This is a genomic window from Colwellia sp. 20A7, from assembly GCF_009832865.1.
Taxonomy (GTDB): Bacteria; Pseudomonadota; Gammaproteobacteria; order Enterobacterales; family Alteromonadaceae; genus Colwellia.
In genome coordinates, this window is the sequence record NZ_CP047130.1 from 1,939,760 (window position 1) to 1,957,713 (window position 17,954).

A 17,954-nucleotide genomic window follows, 5' to 3' on the forward strand; every position below is an offset into this window, starting at 1 on the left:
GCACAACCTAGTTCGATTTAAAGTAAAAGAAATGCAAAGCATTATTGTTTTTTATACAAAAATAGAAAAATAAGGTTTGTACCATTTAAAATCATGCGCCGCATTAAGTCAACTTTTCTCTATAATTGTTTTAAGCGCTAATAATTATCTATTCATATACTTATATCGGCAGTATTAGTATTTTCTTTCACTTTTTTTAGTAAAACAGTCAGGTTTTATTATGGTTCCTTTATTAAAATCATTCTGTATTTGCTGAATAAACCCCGAGTCTTGGGTTGGTGTAGACATCAGTATGACTCTATCAGGTGTTGAATAAGTCATTAAATGCTCTTGAATAAAGCTTGATATTTCTTCGAGTTTTATACTTATAATAACGTCAACAAGCTTCTGTGTATGGGTAAAGTCTAAATCTTTATTACAAATTGCCGCCCAAAATCGCTGACTTTTTATTCTTAAATTATTATCTTTTTCTTGTAACTGCCCCGCTAAACCTTGAATGACGTGTGACCAATCATCACTGGTCATGCTTTCTATTGATTCTACGCATTGACTAATAAAGTCATCTATCGCTTGAGTTAAGGAAATAGCATCAGTATGTGGCGACTGAATATAAAATGCGATTCCCGGGTATCGATTTATTGGCACATAACCAACACCTACTAAATAGCCATATTGCTTATTTGTGCGCATTTCTTGAAAGAATAAAGGAGATAATAGCTGGCTAGCTATCATTGTTAAGGCAATTGACTTATTACTTCTTGTGGGTAAAGGGGTGTAAACCACTGTGGCATGATCATGTTCAGGTATGGTTATTGGTAGAATAAATGTTTCTTTATCGGTTATATCAAGAACCGGGCACTTAACTGTATATTCATTATTATAATGGTTATTAAATGCTTGTTTGATATTAGTAACTACTCCATTAGCATGTTCCATTAGCCAATTGCCATGTATGAGTACTTCTAGCGTTATTTTTTCAAAAAGCTTTTTACTGTAGTTTTGATAATGTGCAAAAGTAACATGAGTTAAAGCGTTCGCTAAGCTTATTGGGCTAGGATTGTTTGGTTGCATCAAAGAACTTAATGTAGAAAACAATTGAGAAATTGATTTACTCTTATCGCTATTTTCCCAATGAGTGATTAACCGCTTTTTAAATAAAGTAAAGTCTGCTTGTGTAATGTTGTGATGTTTTAGTCGATATAATAGTCTTTCTAGTAGCTTGGGTTGATTTTCACTGATACCGGATATTTGTAAAGTCATACCACCTTGGTGAGCGTATAAGTGGTAATGAATAGAAGCAAGTTCAGCATCATAATTTTCTTCGACAACGGTATTAGTGAATAAATCTACAAATAACCTCGTCATAGCTACGCTCTCAACACTCTCTACAGAGTAGGGCGAATCTATACCAACATAAATATAACCTTTGGGTACTTTAAATGTTGTGTCTTGCTTATACCATACGACTAAACCATTAGAATCTTCAATTTTTAAAGGTAATGTGTTCTCATTATCATTATTATCAAAAATTTGGATTTTACCCGTTATATAAGGATTTTCTTTGGGGAGAGATAATGCTTTATTCTCTTTAAACCCTTTGTCAGTAGGTGTTGACAGTTCACGCCATGTCGTTAATGTGTGTTTGTTTATTCGATTTACATGGTAAGGAACTTGATACCAAGCGCTGGTTTTAGAAAAGTTATTATTTTGGCTAACGTGAATAACTCGAACATTGTCGACATTTAAATAATTAAGTAAGTGGTTAACCTTTTTATGACTCATGCCTAACATGATGTAGTCACCAAAAATATAGTCTTTAGAAGGATAATGCTGCATATTAATGACCAATTGACTAACATTATCTAATGGGCTGCATTTCTCATGATAAATAAATGATAGCTCTGCAATGGTTTGTTTTTCTTTGTAGTAATAGTCGGGAATTTCTGCCGACTTGAGTAAACCTATATAAGAAAAAACAAGACTAATAATATCATTAAGGTGTGTTTCTCCTAAGTCAGTTAAACCAATACTAATGTTAAAATCTTTAAAATTAGAACCGTTGATGCCCGAACCTGCGGTTAAACTCATTGCCCATTGTGCTTTCTTTAATGTCGATAGAATACTGCCTTTACCTTCATGACCTATTAAATAAGCTAAGATAGATTCAGGTTTATCTTGATAATATTTATCGATGCTCTCCATTGCAAAACTGATAATTAATTGATGTTCGTTTTTTACAGGCTTTACATCTATTTGTATTCCCTGATGTTCAGGCAGATATAAGGGCTCAGTAATTTTACTTAATGATTGGTTATTGTTTTTAATGTCACCGAACATGCTTTTGGCTAATTGTTGTAATTCAACTAAAGATTGAGGACCTTCTATGGCAAGTGTCATATAACTTGCTTGATAATATTGGTTGAAGAAAGCACTGATTTCTTTGCTTATAGATTCATTATTTCTATCTGCAAGTGTATCTAGATTCCCGACAGAAAACTTTGAAAAAGGATGATGCTGATTAATCGTTTCTTTATGAACATCATATAAACGACGAACATCATCTTTAAGTTTTAATTTAAATTCCGCTTCAATATTTTTTCTTTCTGTTGTAACAAAATCATCAGAAAGTAACGGCGAAATAAAAAATTGGCTAAAGCGCTCTAATGCTTCGGTAAAATATTGATATTGGATATCGAAGTAAAAACAAGTGTGCTCTGTTGCCGTCCAAGCATTGTTACTACCGCCATGTTGGTTAATGAATTTTTGATACTCACTACCATCAGGATATTTGCTTGTACCTAAAAATAGCATGTGTTCTAGAAAGTGAGCTAAACCTTGCCTAGCTTGTGGATCATTAAAATGTCCAGCGTTAACGGCTAAGGCAGCGGCAGATTTATTAGACTCCTCATTATTAATCAATAAGACGCGTAGACCATTGTCCAAAGTAAGCGATTGATATTTTTTTAAATCATTTGGACTTTGCTTCAAATTGTGACTCCTAAACTAGATTGAGAACTCTTTTTAAATCGACCTGTTCTTATTGAATTTACAGTCTCTAAATTACCTTATGGAATAAGTAGAGTCTATTTTATTCTTAACAGTTGATTTATATTCTATTACCATTACTATAGCCAAAATAAAGACAACAAGGGTAAGTTTATCTGCTCGATAAACTGGAGATTAAATGCATATTTTTATCATGCGCCATGGAGAGGCCGCAAATACTGACACTGAAGATTCAGTTAGACCGTTAACAAAAGTAGGCATTGATGAAACTACAAAAATGGGAGCGTGGCTAGCGAATCAAAAGCTGTCACAAATTAAAGTTTTTGTTAGCCCTTACCTTAGAGCTCAACAGAGTTGTGCCAATGTTATTGAAGCTATTCCAGAGATGGCAATCAATAGTGGAGTTATACCCGAAACACTTAATTTGATCACTCCTTCAGGTAATGCGCGACAAGTTCATGATTTTATCGATGGTTTTTTTAACGATACCGACTTTTTTGATAAGGATAAAACCTTAGATGAAGAACAAGGTGTTTTATTTGTGTCACATATGCCTTTTGTTAGTTATTTTATTGCTGAATTAACTAAATCAACCAAAATGCCACTTTTTGCAACAGGCGCAATTGCGATCATTAATTATGATATTAATAAAATGCATGGCGAGTTGGTGGGGATGGTTTCACCGGAAAATGCAAAGCTTATCAGTGAAGGGGCTTTATAGTTATACCAGTTTCATTAATTAAGTGAACAATTTTATACGTAGAAAAAATTGCGAAATACAAGGCATTTATTTTAATAACTAGTTGTTCTAATTATTAAATAAATAACGATGTAGTTGGTGATTTTAGCAAGTAGAAATGATCACATAGCTAGTGATATTGGTATTACTAGTAGGATATTTAAAGTTAGCCTAAAAATTACATTCTATTAAATTTATCTTTAAGCTCAACCAATGCTAATAAAGCGCCATTACCACCCCATTCTAAGGGCGCTTGATGAAATGCCATTACATCTGGGTGCTGTACTAACCAGTGAGGAACTTTATTTTTTAATACTCTTGAGCCAAGTCCATGAATAATACAAACACATTGCGCATGTTCTTTTTGACAAGCATAAAGTAACGCAGCAATTTCTTGTTTGGCTTGGTGTTGATCTAAACCATGTAGATCTAAAATTAAATCAGGTTTATATACACTACGTCGTAAATTCTTAGCTTCAAAACTGTCAACATCTGAGCGAACGTATTTCATTGGGCCTTGTTTATTTAAATTAGGCTCGAATTCATCAGAGAAATGAAATTGTGCATGCGCTTTATTTTTGTGCTGCATAGTATTTTGTAATGAGTTTTTTAGTGGATATTTACTTTTTGGCTTGCTGACTTTTTTATCAAAGTGTATTGTGTCCACCTTTAAAGGTTTCACCTTGCCTATCGCTTGTTGAAACAGCTTTTCTTCAGTGTTGTCGTTTGATTTTTGAAACATATCTTTCATTTTTATCATGGCAGTTTAAAAATATCAGTTAATCTTTACAGGAAATGAAGGTAATGAATTATAATCAAACAAACGTAATTGATTATAGATACATCCTAATGAATGTAGAGTATACAGAAAACTTAAAGGTTTTAGGAACTAAAAATGAGTAAGTTAACCGCTGTAACGAGCCAACTGCACACAATCGCAGATTATTGCCGATATGGAGCAACGCTATTTAATCAAGCCGAGCTGTTTTATGGCCATGGTAGCGACAATGCCTTTAACGATGCTTATATATTAGTTATGTATGCTTTGTCTTTACCGAATGAGACTGACGACAGTATTATGTCGTGCCGTTTAATTGAAACTGAAAAACTAGATATCCTGAGTTTATTTACTCGTCGTATTGAAGAGCAAATCCCTGTTGCTTACATTACGAATGTTGCTTATTTTGCACAATTACCTTTCTATGTTGATGAGCGTGTATTAATACCTCGTTCACCGATTGGTGAATTAATTGAAACTAAATTTTCACCTTATATTGATCAAAACAATCCTCCTAAACGTATTTTAGATTTATGTACAGGCAGTGGCTGTATAGCTATTGCTTGTGCGAGTTATTTTGATGAAAGTGAAGTTGATGCGGTTGATTTATCGATAGATGCGTTGAACGTTGCTCAGATAAATATAGAAAACCATGGCCTTTGTGAACAAGTTATTCCAATTCAATCTGATATATTTTCTGGGGTTGAAGGGCAAAGTTATGATTTAATTGTCAGTAATCCACCTTATGTTGATCAACAAGATATTGATAGCTTACCGCAAGAATACCATCATGAGCCTGAAATGGGCTTAGGTTGTGGTGAAGATGGTTTAGATATTGTTCGTGTTATTTTAGCTGAAAGTGCAACGCATCTTAATGATGATGGTTTACTTTTTTGTGAAGTAGGCAATTCAGAAGTTCATGTTAGAGCCTTGTATCCAAATGTACCTTTTACTTGGATTGAATTTGAGCGAGGTGGGCATGGTGTATTCATGCTAACAAAAGCTCAGCTAATTGAATTTTCTAGCGTTTTTATCGCTGCTTTAAAACATGATGCAATCAGTTAAATAGTACTAAGCTAGTTTAAGAAACTAGTTTTAGTGAGTTAATATTAAAAGTTAACATCAAAAATTCATATATTCGTAAATTAAGAAATAGACCTTGGAGTTAAAATGTCAGGCAATACCTTTGGAAAATTATTTACCGTTACTTCATTTGGCGAAAGTCACGGTTTAGGGCTAGGCGCCATTATTGACGGTTGTCCTCCGGGAATAGAGTTATGTGAAGAAGATTTACAGGTTGATTTAGATAGACGCCGTCCAGGTCAGTCTCGCTTTACTACTGCAAGAAATGAAGCGGATAAAGTTAAAATAATGTCAGGTGTTTTTGAAGGTAAAACTACAGGTACACCGATAGGTTTAATTATTGAAAATACTGATCAGCGTTCTAAAGATTACGGTAATATCGCGCAAAGCTTTAGACCAGGTCATGCCGACTACACTTACACGCAAAAATATGGATTACGCGATTATCGTGGTGGCGGTCGTTCGTCAGCAAGAGAAACTGCTATGCGTGTAGCTGCGGGTGCTGTGGCTAAAAAATATTTATTGCAAAAGTTTGGCATGAAAATACAAGCTTGTGTAACACAAATAGGCTCTATTTCGGCAACAACTGCTGAAGGAAAACCACTTGATTTTTCGAACATTAATTGGAATGAAGTGGATGATAATCAGTTCTTTTTTCCTGATAACAGTAAGCTTGAACAGCTGGACCAATATTTACGTGATGTTATGCGCGCTAAAGACTCTATAGGTGCAAGACTTAGTGTCGTTGCAACAAACGTACCTGTGGGGTTGGGTGAGCCTATCTTTGATAGACTTGATGCAGAAATTGCACATGGTTTAATGAGTATTAATGCTGTTAAAGGCGTAGAAATTGGCGATGGCTTTGTTGTTGTTAATCAAAAAGGCTCTGAGCATAGAGATGAACTGACGCCTGAAGGTTTTAGTAGTAATCATTCTGGTGGCGTTTTAGGCGGAATATCTTCAGGACAAAATATTATTGCACATTTGGCCTTAAAGCCGACATCTAGTATTGGTGTGAGTGGCAAAACGGTTGATGCTAATGGTGAAGCTGCAGATATTATCACTAAAGGGAGACATGATCCTTGTGTCGGTATTCGTGCAGTACCCATTGCTGAAGCTATGTTAGCATTAACCTTGATGGATCATTATTTAAGACACAGAGCACAGAATGCTGATGTAGCTTGTACAACGCCGGTGATCACAAAGCATTCAATTTAATTTTTATGATGTGACTATTTACTTACTAAGTAGCTATTGACTAAATAGCTACTTTTCAATTAATCAGTAATTATAGCGAATAAATAGTCAGAATTTACACATAAAAAAGCCCAGTCGATGACTGGGCAAAAAATAACAAATAAGTAGGGATTTAAGGGAAAACTACTTGCGCTTAACTATCATTTAGTAAGCTTTTACCATTGATTGCAATTTTTCTTGGTTTTAAGGCCTCAGGTATCTCTCTTTGCAAGTCGACATGTAATAAGCCATCTTTCATAAAGGCACCTATTACTTTAACGTGCTCACCCAATTGAAATTTTCTTTCAAAGTTTCGCTCAGCAATACCTTGATGTAAAAATTTTCGAGGGGCTTGTTTTTCTGGATTATTATTGACTACTTTTGTGCCAATAATAATTAGACTGTTGTCTTTTGATTCTATATCAATATCTTCTTCGCTAAAACCAGCCACAGCCATAGTAATTCTATATTTATCTTCTGCTAGAAGTTCTACGTTGTATGGAGGGTATGAAGATTGTTTTTCAGCTTGTGACGCTTTGTCAATTAGACCGGCTAAGTGATCAAAACCAATAAATGAACGGTAAAGTGGGCTGAAATCTGTAGATGTACGCATAATAAAATATCCTAATAATTAGCAATAATAATATTATTTTAAACAATAAGTGACTCTAACTTTTTATCTCTATATCTTGCGACTTCTACCAACTAGGTTGCATAAAAGTAAATTTACAGTGCGTCATATAGATATACTAAGCGGTACTCATTGATAAAATAATGCTGCCTTTCTTACCTAAAATAGGCGTTAACGAACAGGCAATGAGTTATACCATTTGGTATTGTGTAGTCCCTTGCGGCGACTACACTAATAAAGATGGGACTGAGGATATGTTTTTCAAGTAAAAAACTTAAATTAATTTTAATTTGTTGATTTTTAGGGAGTTATTTTTATTGGTTGTCTGGTAATTCATTGTCGTTATCTTGTGGATCAACGACCAAAATAGGAGCGATATCTCTAACAGCTTTTAAGGCTGTTGTGTAGTCTGGGTGTTGAGAAATATTTTTCACTAATTCTTTATATTTCACTTTACCTTGAGGATCAACAATGAAAATAGCTCGAGTTAGTAAGCCCATATCTTTGATTATTAATCCGTATTTTTCTCCGAAATCACGCCAAACCGAATCAGATAGTACTTTGATTTGATCTACATTCTCGACTTTGCAAAAACGTTTCTGCGCAAAGGGTAAGTCATTACTAATGGTTAAAATAGTTATATTACTGGGTAATTTTGATGCTTCATCATTAAAGCGTTTGGTTTGAATAGAGCAAATACCTGTGTCTAAACTTGGAACAACAGAGATTAAAACAGTTTGCTCTTTAAAGTCAGAAAGCTCTACAGGCGTAAAGTTTTTATCTACTACTTTGAAATTAGGTGCAAGGTCATTTACAGCAACTTGTGTTCCAAGCAATGTAACGTACTTATTATTTGCTTTAACTAAGTTTTGTGTTTGATTTAAACTGTCTTGATTAGCGGCTTGAACATTGAAAGTTAAAAAAGAACTTATAAGGAGAGATGTAAATAAAAGTTTGTTTAGGCTAGAAGTTTTCATCATTAGTTGGGATAATTAGATTAAAAATTAAGTCTACCGTTTTTCTTATCCAATTTCTGCATTATTTTCAATAATAATTGTAAATTTCTTAAAGAATAACCTATTGTTAAACTATATTATGGAAGCATTCTCAATTAATTGGGATTTGACTTTTGTATTATAAATTCTTCTTAAAAAAGTGATATTTATATGTCCACTAAGCTACTAATTTGTGACGATTCAAATATGGCACGAAAGCAACTTGCTCGTTCTTTACCTGAAGGGTGGGATGTCGAGATAAGTTTTGCAACGAATGGTGTGGAAGGGATCGAAGCCATAAAAGAGAACAAGGGAGATGTATTACTGCTTGATTTAAATATGCCGGAAATGGATGGCTATCAAGTGCTTGAGGCGATTATAGCGCAAGATCTGCCAACATTAACAATAGTGGTATCTGGGGATATTCAACCAGAAGCACATAAGAGGGTGATCGGTTTAGGTGCTTTAGCCTTTATTAAAAAGCCAGTTAATAAAGATAAATTAACCGAAGTTATAATGTCTTACGGGTTATTTACAAAAGAAGAACAACAAGGTGATGTTGTTCAAAATATTTCAACTCAAGATCCCTCAATAATAATTAAAAAAGCACCTATTATAGAGCCGGATAGTAATGATAATGGGCAATTATCATCGTTAACGGACAACCCCAGCTTAACAACAACTTCAAATGATGAATTAACGTTATCTTCAGGTTTACGTGATTGTTACCAAGAAATTGCGAATGTTGCTATGGGAAGAGCTGGCGATTTATTAGCACGTTTACTGGATGTATTTGTAAAGTTACCTATACCCAACGTTAATTTTATTGAAGTTAGTGAGCTAAGAATGGCACTGAGGGATGTTGAATCAAACGAGAGTACATCAGGTATTTGCCAGGGATTCATTAGTGCGGGAATTTCAGGGGAAGCATTACTTATTCTGAATGATTCAAGTTTCAAAGATGTCGCTTCTTTAATGAATTATCAGTATAACGAAGACGAAGGTACAGAGTTGGAGCTTTTAATGGATCTAGCAAATGTATTAATCGGTGCTTGTTTGAAGGGAATCTCAGAACAATTAGACATTAATTTTAGCCAAGGCCATCCTGTAGTTTTAGGTCAGCATAGAGATATATCAGAATTAATTGCTAATAATGCAAATAAGTGGAAAAAAACTTTAGCTATAGAAATTAGTTATGGTATCGAAAATTATAAAATTAAATGTGATTTGTTATTGTTGTTTACAGAACAATCAATGCAAACGTTGAATAATAAACTTACTTATTTATTAGAGTAAGTTTATTGTTCTTTAATTTTTAATCGTTAAACCATATGAAATGGGATTAAGCATGTCGTTAGAAACGTCACAATTAAATGAATTAAATGAATTACATTGGTTAATGGAAATGCTTTATAACATTGACGTTGGCTTAGTTGTTTTAGATAAAGATTATAAAATTCAATTGTTTAATGGTTTTATGGAGAATCATAGTGGTTTTCTGCCTAGACAAGTAAAGGATAAGATAATTTTTGAGATCTTTGGTGAAATACCTAAGGATTGGTTTAAGCGTAAAGCTGAGTCGGTATTTTTATTAAAGAATAAAGCGTTTACTATTTGGGAACAGAGACCCCATTTATTTAAGTTTGATAGTTATCGCCCCGTTACGGGTAGTGCTGAATTTATGTATCAAAACACGACATTTATTCCATTGATTTCTTCAACTGGTGAAGTCACACATCTTTGTCTTCTTATTTACGATGTGACTGATAATGCAATAAATAAAATAAACCTAGAGAATGCAAATGAAGAGCTTAGCACCTTGAGTCAAACAGATGGCTTAACTCATTTGTTTAATCGCACTTATTGGGAAAGTTGTTTACAAACGGAATATAAACGTTGGGTTCGAAGCCGACATCCAAGTTCGTTAGTGATGCTTGATATTGATCACTTTAAAAGTGTTAATGACAATTATGGTCATTTAGTTGGTGATGAAGTTATTCGGCATATTTCAGCACTAATTATAGAGCAAGCACGCGAAACTGATATCTCTGGTCGGTATGGCGGTGAGGAGTTTACTATTATATTGGCTGATACAGAATTGAAAGGTGCTTATGTTTTTGCTGAACGTCTACGTAGAGCTGTAGAGGCTGCGGTAGTTAAATATAATGATATTGAAATAAAATACACTATCAGTTTAGGTATTGCAGAGATAGATGCCAGTATTAATACCCCTGAGGCTTGGATTGAATGTGCAGATACTGCACTTTATAACGCCAAAGAAAGTGGTCGAAATAAAGTTAGTTCACACCCAAAGTAAGGGTAAACTAACGTTACTAATTTAGATAAACTGGATACTCATTCTATTAATATTTTATTTATCAGGGGTACTTTGTTGTTTAACAATAATAAGTATTATGGGTACTAAAATAATCAATAATAAAATTAATCTAGGCCATTGGCTATAAGGTGTTTTTCCTGTAACTAATGGTACATCAGCTTTTAATACACCTTCTTCAAATTGTGGAATACGAGCAATATAATCGCCTTTATGATCAACAATAGCGGTAATACCATTGTTTGTTGCTCGTAATAATGGCCTACCAAATTCTAATGCTCGCATACGAGCAATCTCCATATGCTGATGTGGTCCATGGGAGTGACCAAACCAAGCATCATTACTCACTGTTAGCAGTAAATCAGTTTCTGGCGTTAAATTAGCGGCTAATTGATGTGGGAATGCAATTTCAAAGCATAGTAATGGCAACAAATGCAAACCGTTAGCAATTAGGTTTTTTTGAACATAATCACCTCGACTAAAAGAAGACATGGGCAAATTGAAAAGAGGAGCTAAGGGACGCAATAACTCTTGAAAAGGAACAAATTCACCTATAGGCAATAAATGATGCTTAGAATAACGATTTTGATGGTTATAAAAGTAGCTTATTTCGTCTTCTGCTTGTGCTTTTCCTAACGTAATTAAACTATTAAAATACTCTTTACTTTCAAAGTTATAATTAAGAATACCGGTAATTATAGCACTATCATTTAAGCGAGCAGAGCTGTCTACTGTGGCTAAATAATCTTGAACGGTAGGCTCTAATGCGGGAATAGCTGATTCAGGCCAAATTATAATATCGGCATCATAATTAACGCGGGTAAGATCTAAATACTTAAGCATGGTTGGCCACTCTTGTTCAGGTGCCCATTTTATAGATTGAGCAATATTCCCCTGAACTAGCGCTACTTTTGTTGTTTTACCATTCGTTTTTACCCACACAACGTGAGATAAAATAAAACTGAGCAAAGCCAATGAACAAATAATAGCTGTTGGAAATACCAATTTCTTATGGTTTTGATGTGTTAATGCGATAAAAATTTTGACTAAAGATATATTTATTAATAAGACAATTGCTGTTACTCCTACCTCACCAATAAGAGGAACAAAACTAGCCAAAGGACTATCTATTTGGCTATAGCCTAATGAAAGCCAAGGAAAGCCAGTAAGGACTACACTACGTAGGTATTCACAAATAAGCCAAAATGAAGGGAGTAGCCACAAGTTTAACTGTCGATTTTTAGAAAATCGTGCTGTTAAATAACCCGCGAGAGCAGGGAATATTGTCAGATAAAGGCAAAGTAGTAGCATTAAGGCTAACGAGATAATTAATGGCAAGCCACCGAATTGATCAATACTAACGTGAACCCAACTAATACCACTGGCAAACCAACCAAAGGCAAATAAGCCCATGAGTTTGGCCGCTTTTCTAGGTGAAGCGTTTAATATCTTATAAAAAACAAAAGCAGGAATAAATAAAGTTAAGTACCACTGCGAAAAAGGGGCATAAGCTAAAACTAAGCTTAAGCCCGCCAAGAAGCAAAGCCAATAATCTTTATTCTTTAGTTTTTTCATTAAACGAGAATAGAGCATTTTAACGTTTATTTTAGTCACTCACTTTACCATTAATTGTATGTTTTTTATTAACAGTAACTTGTAACATTTGCATACACCGAGTGTCTGCTGCTACTACTTTAAACTCAAAGTTTCCAATAGTAACTTGCTCACCTTTTCTTGGCATATGATGTAGGTTGTGCAAAATAATACCTGAAATAGTATCAGCTGATTTTTCGTCAAAATCACTATTGAAATAGCTATTAAAATCTTCAAGTTCGGTTAATGCTCTTACCAAATAGACATTACCTGCAAGTACTTTTATATCTTCTTCAATATCTTCATCGGTTTCATCTTCAATTTCACCAACAATTTGTTCAAGAATATCTTCTATTGTGATAACACCTGAAATACCACCATACTCATCAGCAACTAATGCCATATGGTAACGATTTGAACGGAATTCTTTTAATAACGGCTCAACTTTTTTACTTTCTGGAACGATGATCGCTGGGCGAATTATCTCATTTAAACTAAATTCTTGATAATCTATGCCCAAGTTAACACTATTAAAGCCAAAAGCGATTAAATCTTTGGCTAACAAAATCCCATCTACATGATCAATATCTTCATTAACGACAGGAAATCTAGAGTGGCCGGATTCCAAAATTATAGGTAAAAATTCATCTAAACTTTGGTTTCTGTCAATGGTTACCATTTGTGAGCGAGGGATCATGATATCGCGAACACGCATCTCTGATACACCTAAAACGCCTTCAATCATTAATTTGGTTTCGGGGTTTATAAGCTCACGACCTTCAGCACCAGTTAATACGTCTACAAGGTCATTTTTATTTTTCGGTTCAAGACGAAACATTTGCATAAAGTTGTGAAAAAAAGATTTCTTCTTTGAACCGCTATTCGAGTGGGGGTTGTCATCGCTCATAGAGCTTGGGTATTTCCTATATTAATTTATACGTTATATGGGTCGTTAATGGTTAGTGTAGCTAAAATTTTTATTTCTAGCGCTTCCATCTCATTTGCATCAGTATCGTTTATATGATCATATCCTAATAAATGCAAGCATCCATGTATTACCATATGTGCCCAATGATCAAATAATACTTTCTTTTGCTCTTTTGATTCTTGTTCTACAACCTGTGAGCAAATGACTAAGTCACCTAATAAATTAAGCTCAATGCCTTCAGGGACTTCGAAAGGAAAAGATAACACATTAGTAGGCTTATCTTTTTGTCTGTATTGTTTATTAAGTTGCTGGCTTTCTTGACTATTTACCAGGCGTATAGTTAACTCAAATTCTTGTTCTGTTACGCTAGTTAATGCAGCATCAACCCACTGTTGAAACAGTTCAGCAGAGGGGAGGTTTGACGCATCACAGGCATTTTGTAAATCAACGATATTTTTCATTACTTAGAACTACTTGCTTGATTTTCTTTTAGCTTCTTTTGTCTATTTAATTTTTGTTCATGCGATTCATAAGCATCAACCACTTTAGCGACAACAGGATGGCGAACTACATCTTTTGATTGGAAAAAGTTAAAGCTAATACCGTTAATATCTTGCAACACTTCTATAGCATCACGCAAACCTGATGTTTGGTGTTTAGGTAAATCAACTTGTGTTATATCACCGGTGATAACCGCTCTAGAATTGAAACCAATACGCGTTAAAAACATTTTCATTTGTTCAACCGTTGTATTCTGGCTTTCATCTAAAATAATAAAAGCATCATTTAGAGTTCTACCACGCATATAAGCTAAAGGAGCAATTTCGATAACATTACGTTCAATCAGCTTTTCAACGCGCTCAAAACCTAACATTTCAAATAATGCATCATAAAGCGGTCTTAAGTAAGGGTCTATTTTTTGTGATAAATCACCAGGTAAAAAACCTAACTTTTCACCTGCTTCTACAGCAGGGCGAGTAAGAAGTATTCGACGTACTTCTTGACGCTCTAATGCATCGACAGCGCAAGCAACAGCAAGGTAAGTTTTGCCTGTACCGGCTACGCCAACACCAAAGCTAATATCGTTAGTTACTATATTTTGCACATAAGACTGTTGATTACCATTACGTGGCTTAACGGTGCCGCGTTTAGTTTTGATGGTCACCATTTTTTCATAGTTTGCACCTAATTCTGATGCTTCTTTAGTATTACTTGATGCATCGGTTGAGCTATCTTGCTCTAACATGTCGGCTTCAATGATTGCAAGATGAACCATTTCACTGGTAATCTCTTTATCTTGTCCTTTTACAGGGGCAGTTTCTATGTATAAATTCTTTAATAAATCAATAACAGCAATACAATGACTATCTTTGCCTAAAACGGTAAATTGACTACCACGATAGCTAATTTTAACCCCTAAACGACGTTCAATCGTTTTTAAATGATCATCCATAGGACCACATAAGTTAGCCTGACGTACGTTATCAACAGGCTCTAAGCTTAATTGATGGCTATCTTGTTTACTTGTTTGCTCTATTGATTTATCAGTCAAAATATCATCCTGTCTTTTATAGGGGCTTATAGTATTTAATTACAATGTTTAACTTACAGGGTTATAAGTTCCAACACCTAAATCGTCAATATTACTTATGATTGATTTTGATGTTTTATGGTGGTTGTTAGCTAATATATCAGCAGGAGAATGAGCTATTCTTAGCCCCATTTCACTTTCCTGACGAATTAATTCACCACGTAAAGAGTTAGCATAAACATCAGTAATTTTTACGTCAACAAACTGGCCGATCACTGAATGTGGCGCAACAAAATTAACGGTGCGATTATTTTCAGTTTTACCACGTAATTCCATTGGGTTTTTCTTTGATGGACCTTCAACTAATATACGTTGTTCTGTATTAAGCATTTGTCTGGCGATGCGTAATGCTTGTTGAGTAATTTTATCTTGTAAGAGTGCTAAGCGCTCTTTCTTTGTTTCATCGCTAATATCATCAGGCAAATCAGCAGCTGGCGTACCAGGGCGAGCGCTATAAATAAAGCTAAAGCTTAAATCAAAATTAACCGCTTCAATTAAATTCATAGTATCCATAAAATCGTCATTACTTTCACCAGGGAAACCGATGATAAAATCAGAAGACATACAAAGCTCTGGGCGCACTTTTTTCAATTTACGAATTTGAGATTTATACTCAATAGCCGTATGCCCACGTTTCATTTGGGTTAAAATTCTATCACAACCACTTTGTACCGGTAGGTGTAAATGATTGACTAATTCTGGCACATCAGCATAAGCGTCGATAATATCATCTGTAAATTCAACAGGATGTGAAGTCGTATAACGGATACGGTCAATACCATCTATAGTGGCAACTAAACGTACTAAGTCAGCAAAACGACAAATACTACCGTCGTGCATTTCACCACGGTAAGCATTAACATTTTGCCCTAACAAGTTTACTTCGCGCACATTTTGCTCAGCAAGTTGGGCTATTTCATATAATACATCATCAAGCGGGCGACTAACTTCCTCACCACGAGTATATGGTACAACACAGAAAGTACAATATTTACTACAGCCTTCCATAATTGAAACAAAAGCACTCGGGCCGTCTGCAACTGGCTCAGGTAAACGATCAAATTTTTCAATTTCAGGGAAACTAACATCAACAATAGATTTAGTGCCACGCTCTAATTGATTTAGCATTTCAGGTAAACGGTGCAATGTTTGTGGACCAAAAACCATATCTACAAATGGTGCACGTTTGCGTATAGCATCACCTTCTTGTGAGGCAACACATCCACCAACACCGATCACTAAATTAGGATTTATGTCTTTTAAGTTTTTCCAACGCCCAAGCTGATGGAAAACTTTTTCTTGTGCTTTCTCACGAATTGAGCAGGTATTGAGTAAAATCACATCAGCATCTTCAGCTTCTTGTGCTAGTTCAAAACCATGAGTTGAATCTAGTAGTTCGGCCATTTTTTGCGAGTCATACTCGTTCATTTGACAGCCCCAAGTTTTGATATATAGCTTTTTACTCATTTATTTTACTCTTACAAATTCGTTTAACGATAGAAACCGACATCTAATTGACTCAATTTACATTGAATGCCAATTGATTTGTCGATAAAAGGAGCCGTATTTTACATTAATTTAATCAAACATTCGAGCAAACTCCGTGTTGTTTCGGTGAAATTAATTTCTCTTTATTATCACTAGGTTTAACTCAGGCTCTTCGCTACAATAACGGGTACTATTTTTAAATGGAAATAAGGGCAAAATGAAAGATTTTGATTGTGTTGTTGTCGGTGGAGGCATGGTAGGTGCAGCAAGTGCATTAGCATTAGCGCAGCTGGGTTTAACAGTAGCTTTAGTTGAGCAACATGAGCCTCAATCTTTTTCGAAAGAACAAGGTTTTGATTTACGTGTTTCAGCTATATCGTTAGCCTCTCAATACTTATTAGAGCAACTCGGTGCGTGGGCACAAGTAATGCAATGGCGAGCTTGCCCTTACAAACGTTTAGGTGTTTGGGAGCAGGAATATGCTTATACTGAGTTTAATGCTGATAGTATTAAGCAGACTCATTTAGGGCATATTGTTGAAAATAGGCTATTACAATTATCTTTATGGCAACAAATTAAACTGCAGTCGAATATTGAGGTGTTTTGCCCTGAAAAACTGATTTCGTTATCTCAAAATAATGATAAAGCGACGTTAGTGCTAGAGCATATAAGTTTAACCGCTAAGGTAGTGATAGCTGCTGATGGTGCTAATTCCCAAATGAGAGATTTAGTCAATATAGGCGTTACTTCATGGGATTATCAACAATCAGCCATGCTTATTAATGTTAAAACGAAAATGTCTCAGCAAGATATAACTTGGCAGCAATATTTACCTACAGGCCCTGTAGCATTTTTACCCTTAACAAAAGAAACTTTAACGCAAAGCACCTTATCAAAAAATACAGTATCACCAATATCGCACGAACAAAACTCACCAGAGAAAACTGATTGTGCCGGTTATGCGTCTTTAGTTTGGTATCATCAACGTGATGAAATTAAACGACTATCCGCTTTATCAAATCAACAATTGCAACAGGAAATATTGTCAGTGTTTCCTAAAAGGTTAGGACAAATAGAAGTACTAGATAAAGGGGCTTTTCCATTAACTCGACGTCATGCCAATACTTATCAGAAAAATCGTGTGCTGTTGTTAGGCGACGCAGCCCATACAATAAATCCAATGGCGGGGCAGGGCGTTAATTTAGGCTTTAAGGACGTTCAAGCATTACAAACTGTAATTTCTTGTGCTATTGGTAATGGCGAATGTTGGCATAATACGGATGTATTAAGCCGCTATGAAACGATGAGACGTAAGGATAACTTGCTGATGCAATCAACCATGGATGTTTTATACCATGCATTTAGCCACCCATCGCCATTAATTAAAACCTTAAGAAATGCGAGTTTATTCGCGGTTAGTAAAGTTCCTGGATTGAATAGTGTCGTAAAAAATAAAGCCTTGGCTTATGCTTGTGGTGTTTAGGTAAATCCAGTTAAGAACAATTCCAATTCAGAGCAATTAATCGTAGTGTAAATATTTTCTATCCTGGC

15 protein-coding genes are annotated in these 17,954 nt (G+C 34.9%); 6 read left to right on the forward strand and 9 right to left on the reverse strand.

All coding sequences use genetic code 11. From position 1 onward, the window contains the following. Positions 1–174: 174 nt before the first annotated feature. Entirely contained in the window at positions 175–2,988 is a 2,814-nt protein-coding gene (locus tag GQS55_RS08435; protein ID WP_159819688.1) for an insulinase family protein, read from the reverse strand. Between the two features lie 196 nt (positions 2,989–3,184). Here GQS55_RS08435 and sixA point away from each other — a divergent pair, with 196 nt between their 5' ends. Next, on the forward strand, positions 3,185–3,727 hold the full coding sequence (gene sixA / locus GQS55_RS08440; RefSeq protein WP_159819690.1) for a phosphohistidine phosphatase SixA: 543 nt from the start codon (positions 3,185–3,187) through the stop codon (positions 3,725–3,727). 196 nt (positions 3,728–3,923) lie between these two features. Here sixA and smrB read toward each other — a convergent pair whose 3' ends face one another. After that, positions 3,924–4,496 (reverse strand): endonuclease SmrB, encoded by a 573-nt coding sequence (gene smrB, locus GQS55_RS08445; protein WP_159819692.1) that lies wholly within the window; start codon positions 4,494–4,496, stop codon positions 3,924–3,926. Between the two features lie 144 nt (positions 4,497–4,640). Here smrB and prmB point away from each other — a divergent pair, with 144 nt between their 5' ends. Together prmB and aroC are read left to right on the forward strand one after the other, a co-directional pair. Beyond that, entirely contained in the window at positions 4,641–5,588 is a 948-nt protein-coding gene (gene prmB, locus GQS55_RS08450; protein ID WP_159819694.1) for a 50S ribosomal protein L3 N(5)-glutamine methyltransferase, read from the forward strand. Positions 5,589–5,693: 105 nt separating this feature from the next. Continuing rightward, positions 5,694–6,824, forward strand: coding sequence for a chorismate synthase (aroC, locus tag GQS55_RS08455; RefSeq protein ID WP_159819696.1), 1,131 nt, complete (start codon positions 5,694–5,696; stop codon positions 6,822–6,824). Positions 6,825–6,996: 172 nt separating this feature from the next. On the opposite strand, the gene GQS55_RS08460 is transcribed toward aroC, so the two are convergent. Next, positions 6,997–7,455 (reverse strand): Hsp20 family protein, encoded by a 459-nt coding sequence (locus GQS55_RS08460; protein WP_159819698.1) that lies wholly within the window; start codon positions 7,453–7,455, stop codon positions 6,997–6,999. Between the two features lie 332 nt (positions 7,456–7,787). Then, positions 7,788–8,453 carry a thiol peroxidase gene (gene tpx / locus GQS55_RS08465; RefSeq protein WP_442872182.1) on the reverse strand — a complete coding sequence of 222 codons (666 nt, stop codon included), beginning with the start codon at positions 8,451–8,453 and terminating at the stop codon, positions 7,788–7,790. A 186-nt stretch (positions 8,454–8,639) separates the two neighbouring features. On the opposite strand from tpx, the gene GQS55_RS08470 reads away from it, so the two are divergent. Further along, a complete protein-coding gene (locus GQS55_RS08470) occupies positions 8,640–9,764 on the forward strand; it encodes a response regulator (RefSeq protein ID WP_159819700.1) in 1,125 nt (374 codons plus the stop codon). A 52-nt stretch (positions 9,765–9,816) separates the two neighbouring features. Next, positions 9,817–10,785 (forward strand): GGDEF domain-containing protein, encoded by a 969-nt coding sequence (locus tag GQS55_RS08475; RefSeq protein ID WP_159819702.1) that lies wholly within the window; start codon positions 9,817–9,819, stop codon positions 10,783–10,785. A 54-nt stretch (positions 10,786–10,839) separates the two neighbouring features. Here the strand turns inward: GQS55_RS08475 and lnt are convergent, their stop codons facing one another. From lnt to miaB, 5 genes are all read right to left on the reverse strand, one after another. Next, complete coding sequence (gene lnt, locus GQS55_RS08480; RefSeq protein WP_159822664.1) at positions 10,840–12,396, reverse strand: apolipoprotein N-acyltransferase; 1,557 nt, start codon at positions 12,394–12,396, stop codon at positions 10,840–10,842. A 13-nt stretch (positions 12,397–12,409) separates the two neighbouring features. After that, positions 12,410–13,303, reverse strand: a complete 894-nt coding sequence (locus GQS55_RS08485) for an HlyC/CorC family transporter (RefSeq protein ID WP_159819704.1) — start codon at positions 13,301–13,303, stop codon at positions 12,410–12,412. Positions 13,304–13,329: 26 nt separating this feature from the next. After that, positions 13,330–13,785, reverse strand: a complete 456-nt coding sequence (gene ybeY, locus GQS55_RS08490; protein ID WP_159819706.1) for an rRNA maturation RNase YbeY — start codon at positions 13,783–13,785, stop codon at positions 13,330–13,332. Next, positions 13,785–14,777: a PhoH family protein gene (locus GQS55_RS08495; RefSeq protein ID WP_201294660.1), complete on the reverse strand. Its 993-nt coding sequence runs from the start codon at positions 14,775–14,777 to the stop codon at positions 13,785–13,787. The genes ybeY and GQS55_RS08495 overlap by 1 nt, the downstream gene beginning before the upstream one ends. Positions 14,778–14,924: 147 nt before the next feature. Further along, on the reverse strand, positions 14,925–16,382 hold the full coding sequence (gene miaB, locus GQS55_RS08500; RefSeq protein ID WP_159819710.1) for a tRNA (N6-isopentenyl adenosine(37)-C2)-methylthiotransferase MiaB: 1,458 nt from the start codon (positions 16,380–16,382) through the stop codon (positions 14,925–14,927). Positions 16,383–16,620: 238 nt separating this feature from the next. On the opposite strand from miaB, the gene GQS55_RS08505 reads away from it, so the two are divergent. Continuing rightward, a complete protein-coding gene (locus GQS55_RS08505) occupies positions 16,621–17,886 on the forward strand; it encodes an FAD-dependent oxidoreductase (protein WP_159819712.1) in 1,266 nt (421 codons plus the stop codon). Positions 17,887–17,954 lie beyond the last annotated feature (68 nt).

Coding starts and splice junctions, on each gene's coding strand:
- GQS55_RS08485 (WP_159819704.1), bottom strand. CDS start 13,303: ATGAGCGATGACAACCCCCACTCGAATAGCGGTTCAAAGAAGAAATCT.
- GQS55_RS08495 (WP_201294660.1), bottom strand. CDS start 14,777: ATGGATGATCATTTAAAAACGATTGAACGTCGTTTAGGGGTTAAAATT.
- miaB (WP_159819710.1), bottom strand. CDS start 16,382: ATGAGTAAAAAGCTATATATCAAAACTTGGGGCTGTCAAATGAACGAG.
- lnt (WP_159822664.1), bottom strand. CDS start 12,396: ATGCTCTATTCTCGTTTAATGAAAAAACTAAAGAATAAAGATTATTGG.
- GQS55_RS08475 (WP_159819702.1), top strand. CDS start 9,817: ATGTCGTTAGAAACGTCACAATTAAATGAATTAAATGAATTACATTGG.
- prmB (WP_159819694.1), top strand. CDS start 4,641: ATGAGTAAGTTAACCGCTGTAACGAGCCAACTGCACACAATCGCAGAT.
- sixA (WP_159819690.1), top strand. CDS start 3,185: ATGCATATTTTTATCATGCGCCATGGAGAGGCCGCAAATACTGACACT.
- ybeY (WP_159819706.1), bottom strand. CDS start 13,785: ATGAAAAATATCGTTGATTTACAAAATGCCTGTGATGCGTCAAACCTC.
- tpx (WP_442872182.1), bottom strand. CDS start 8,453: ATGATGAAAACTTCTAGCCTAAACAAACTTTTATTTACATCTCTCCTT.
- aroC (WP_159819696.1), top strand. CDS start 5,694: ATGTCAGGCAATACCTTTGGAAAATTATTTACCGTTACTTCATTTGGC.
- GQS55_RS08470 (WP_159819700.1), top strand. CDS start 8,640: ATGTCCACTAAGCTACTAATTTGTGACGATTCAAATATGGCACGAAAG.
- smrB (WP_159819692.1), bottom strand. CDS start 4,496: ATGAAAGATATGTTTCAAAAATCAAACGACAACACTGAAGAAAAGCTG.
- GQS55_RS08505 (WP_159819712.1), top strand. CDS start 16,621: ATGAAAGATTTTGATTGTGTTGTTGTCGGTGGAGGCATGGTAGGTGCA.
- GQS55_RS08460 (WP_159819698.1), bottom strand. CDS start 7,455: ATGCGTACATCTACAGATTTCAGCCCACTTTACCGTTCATTTATTGGT.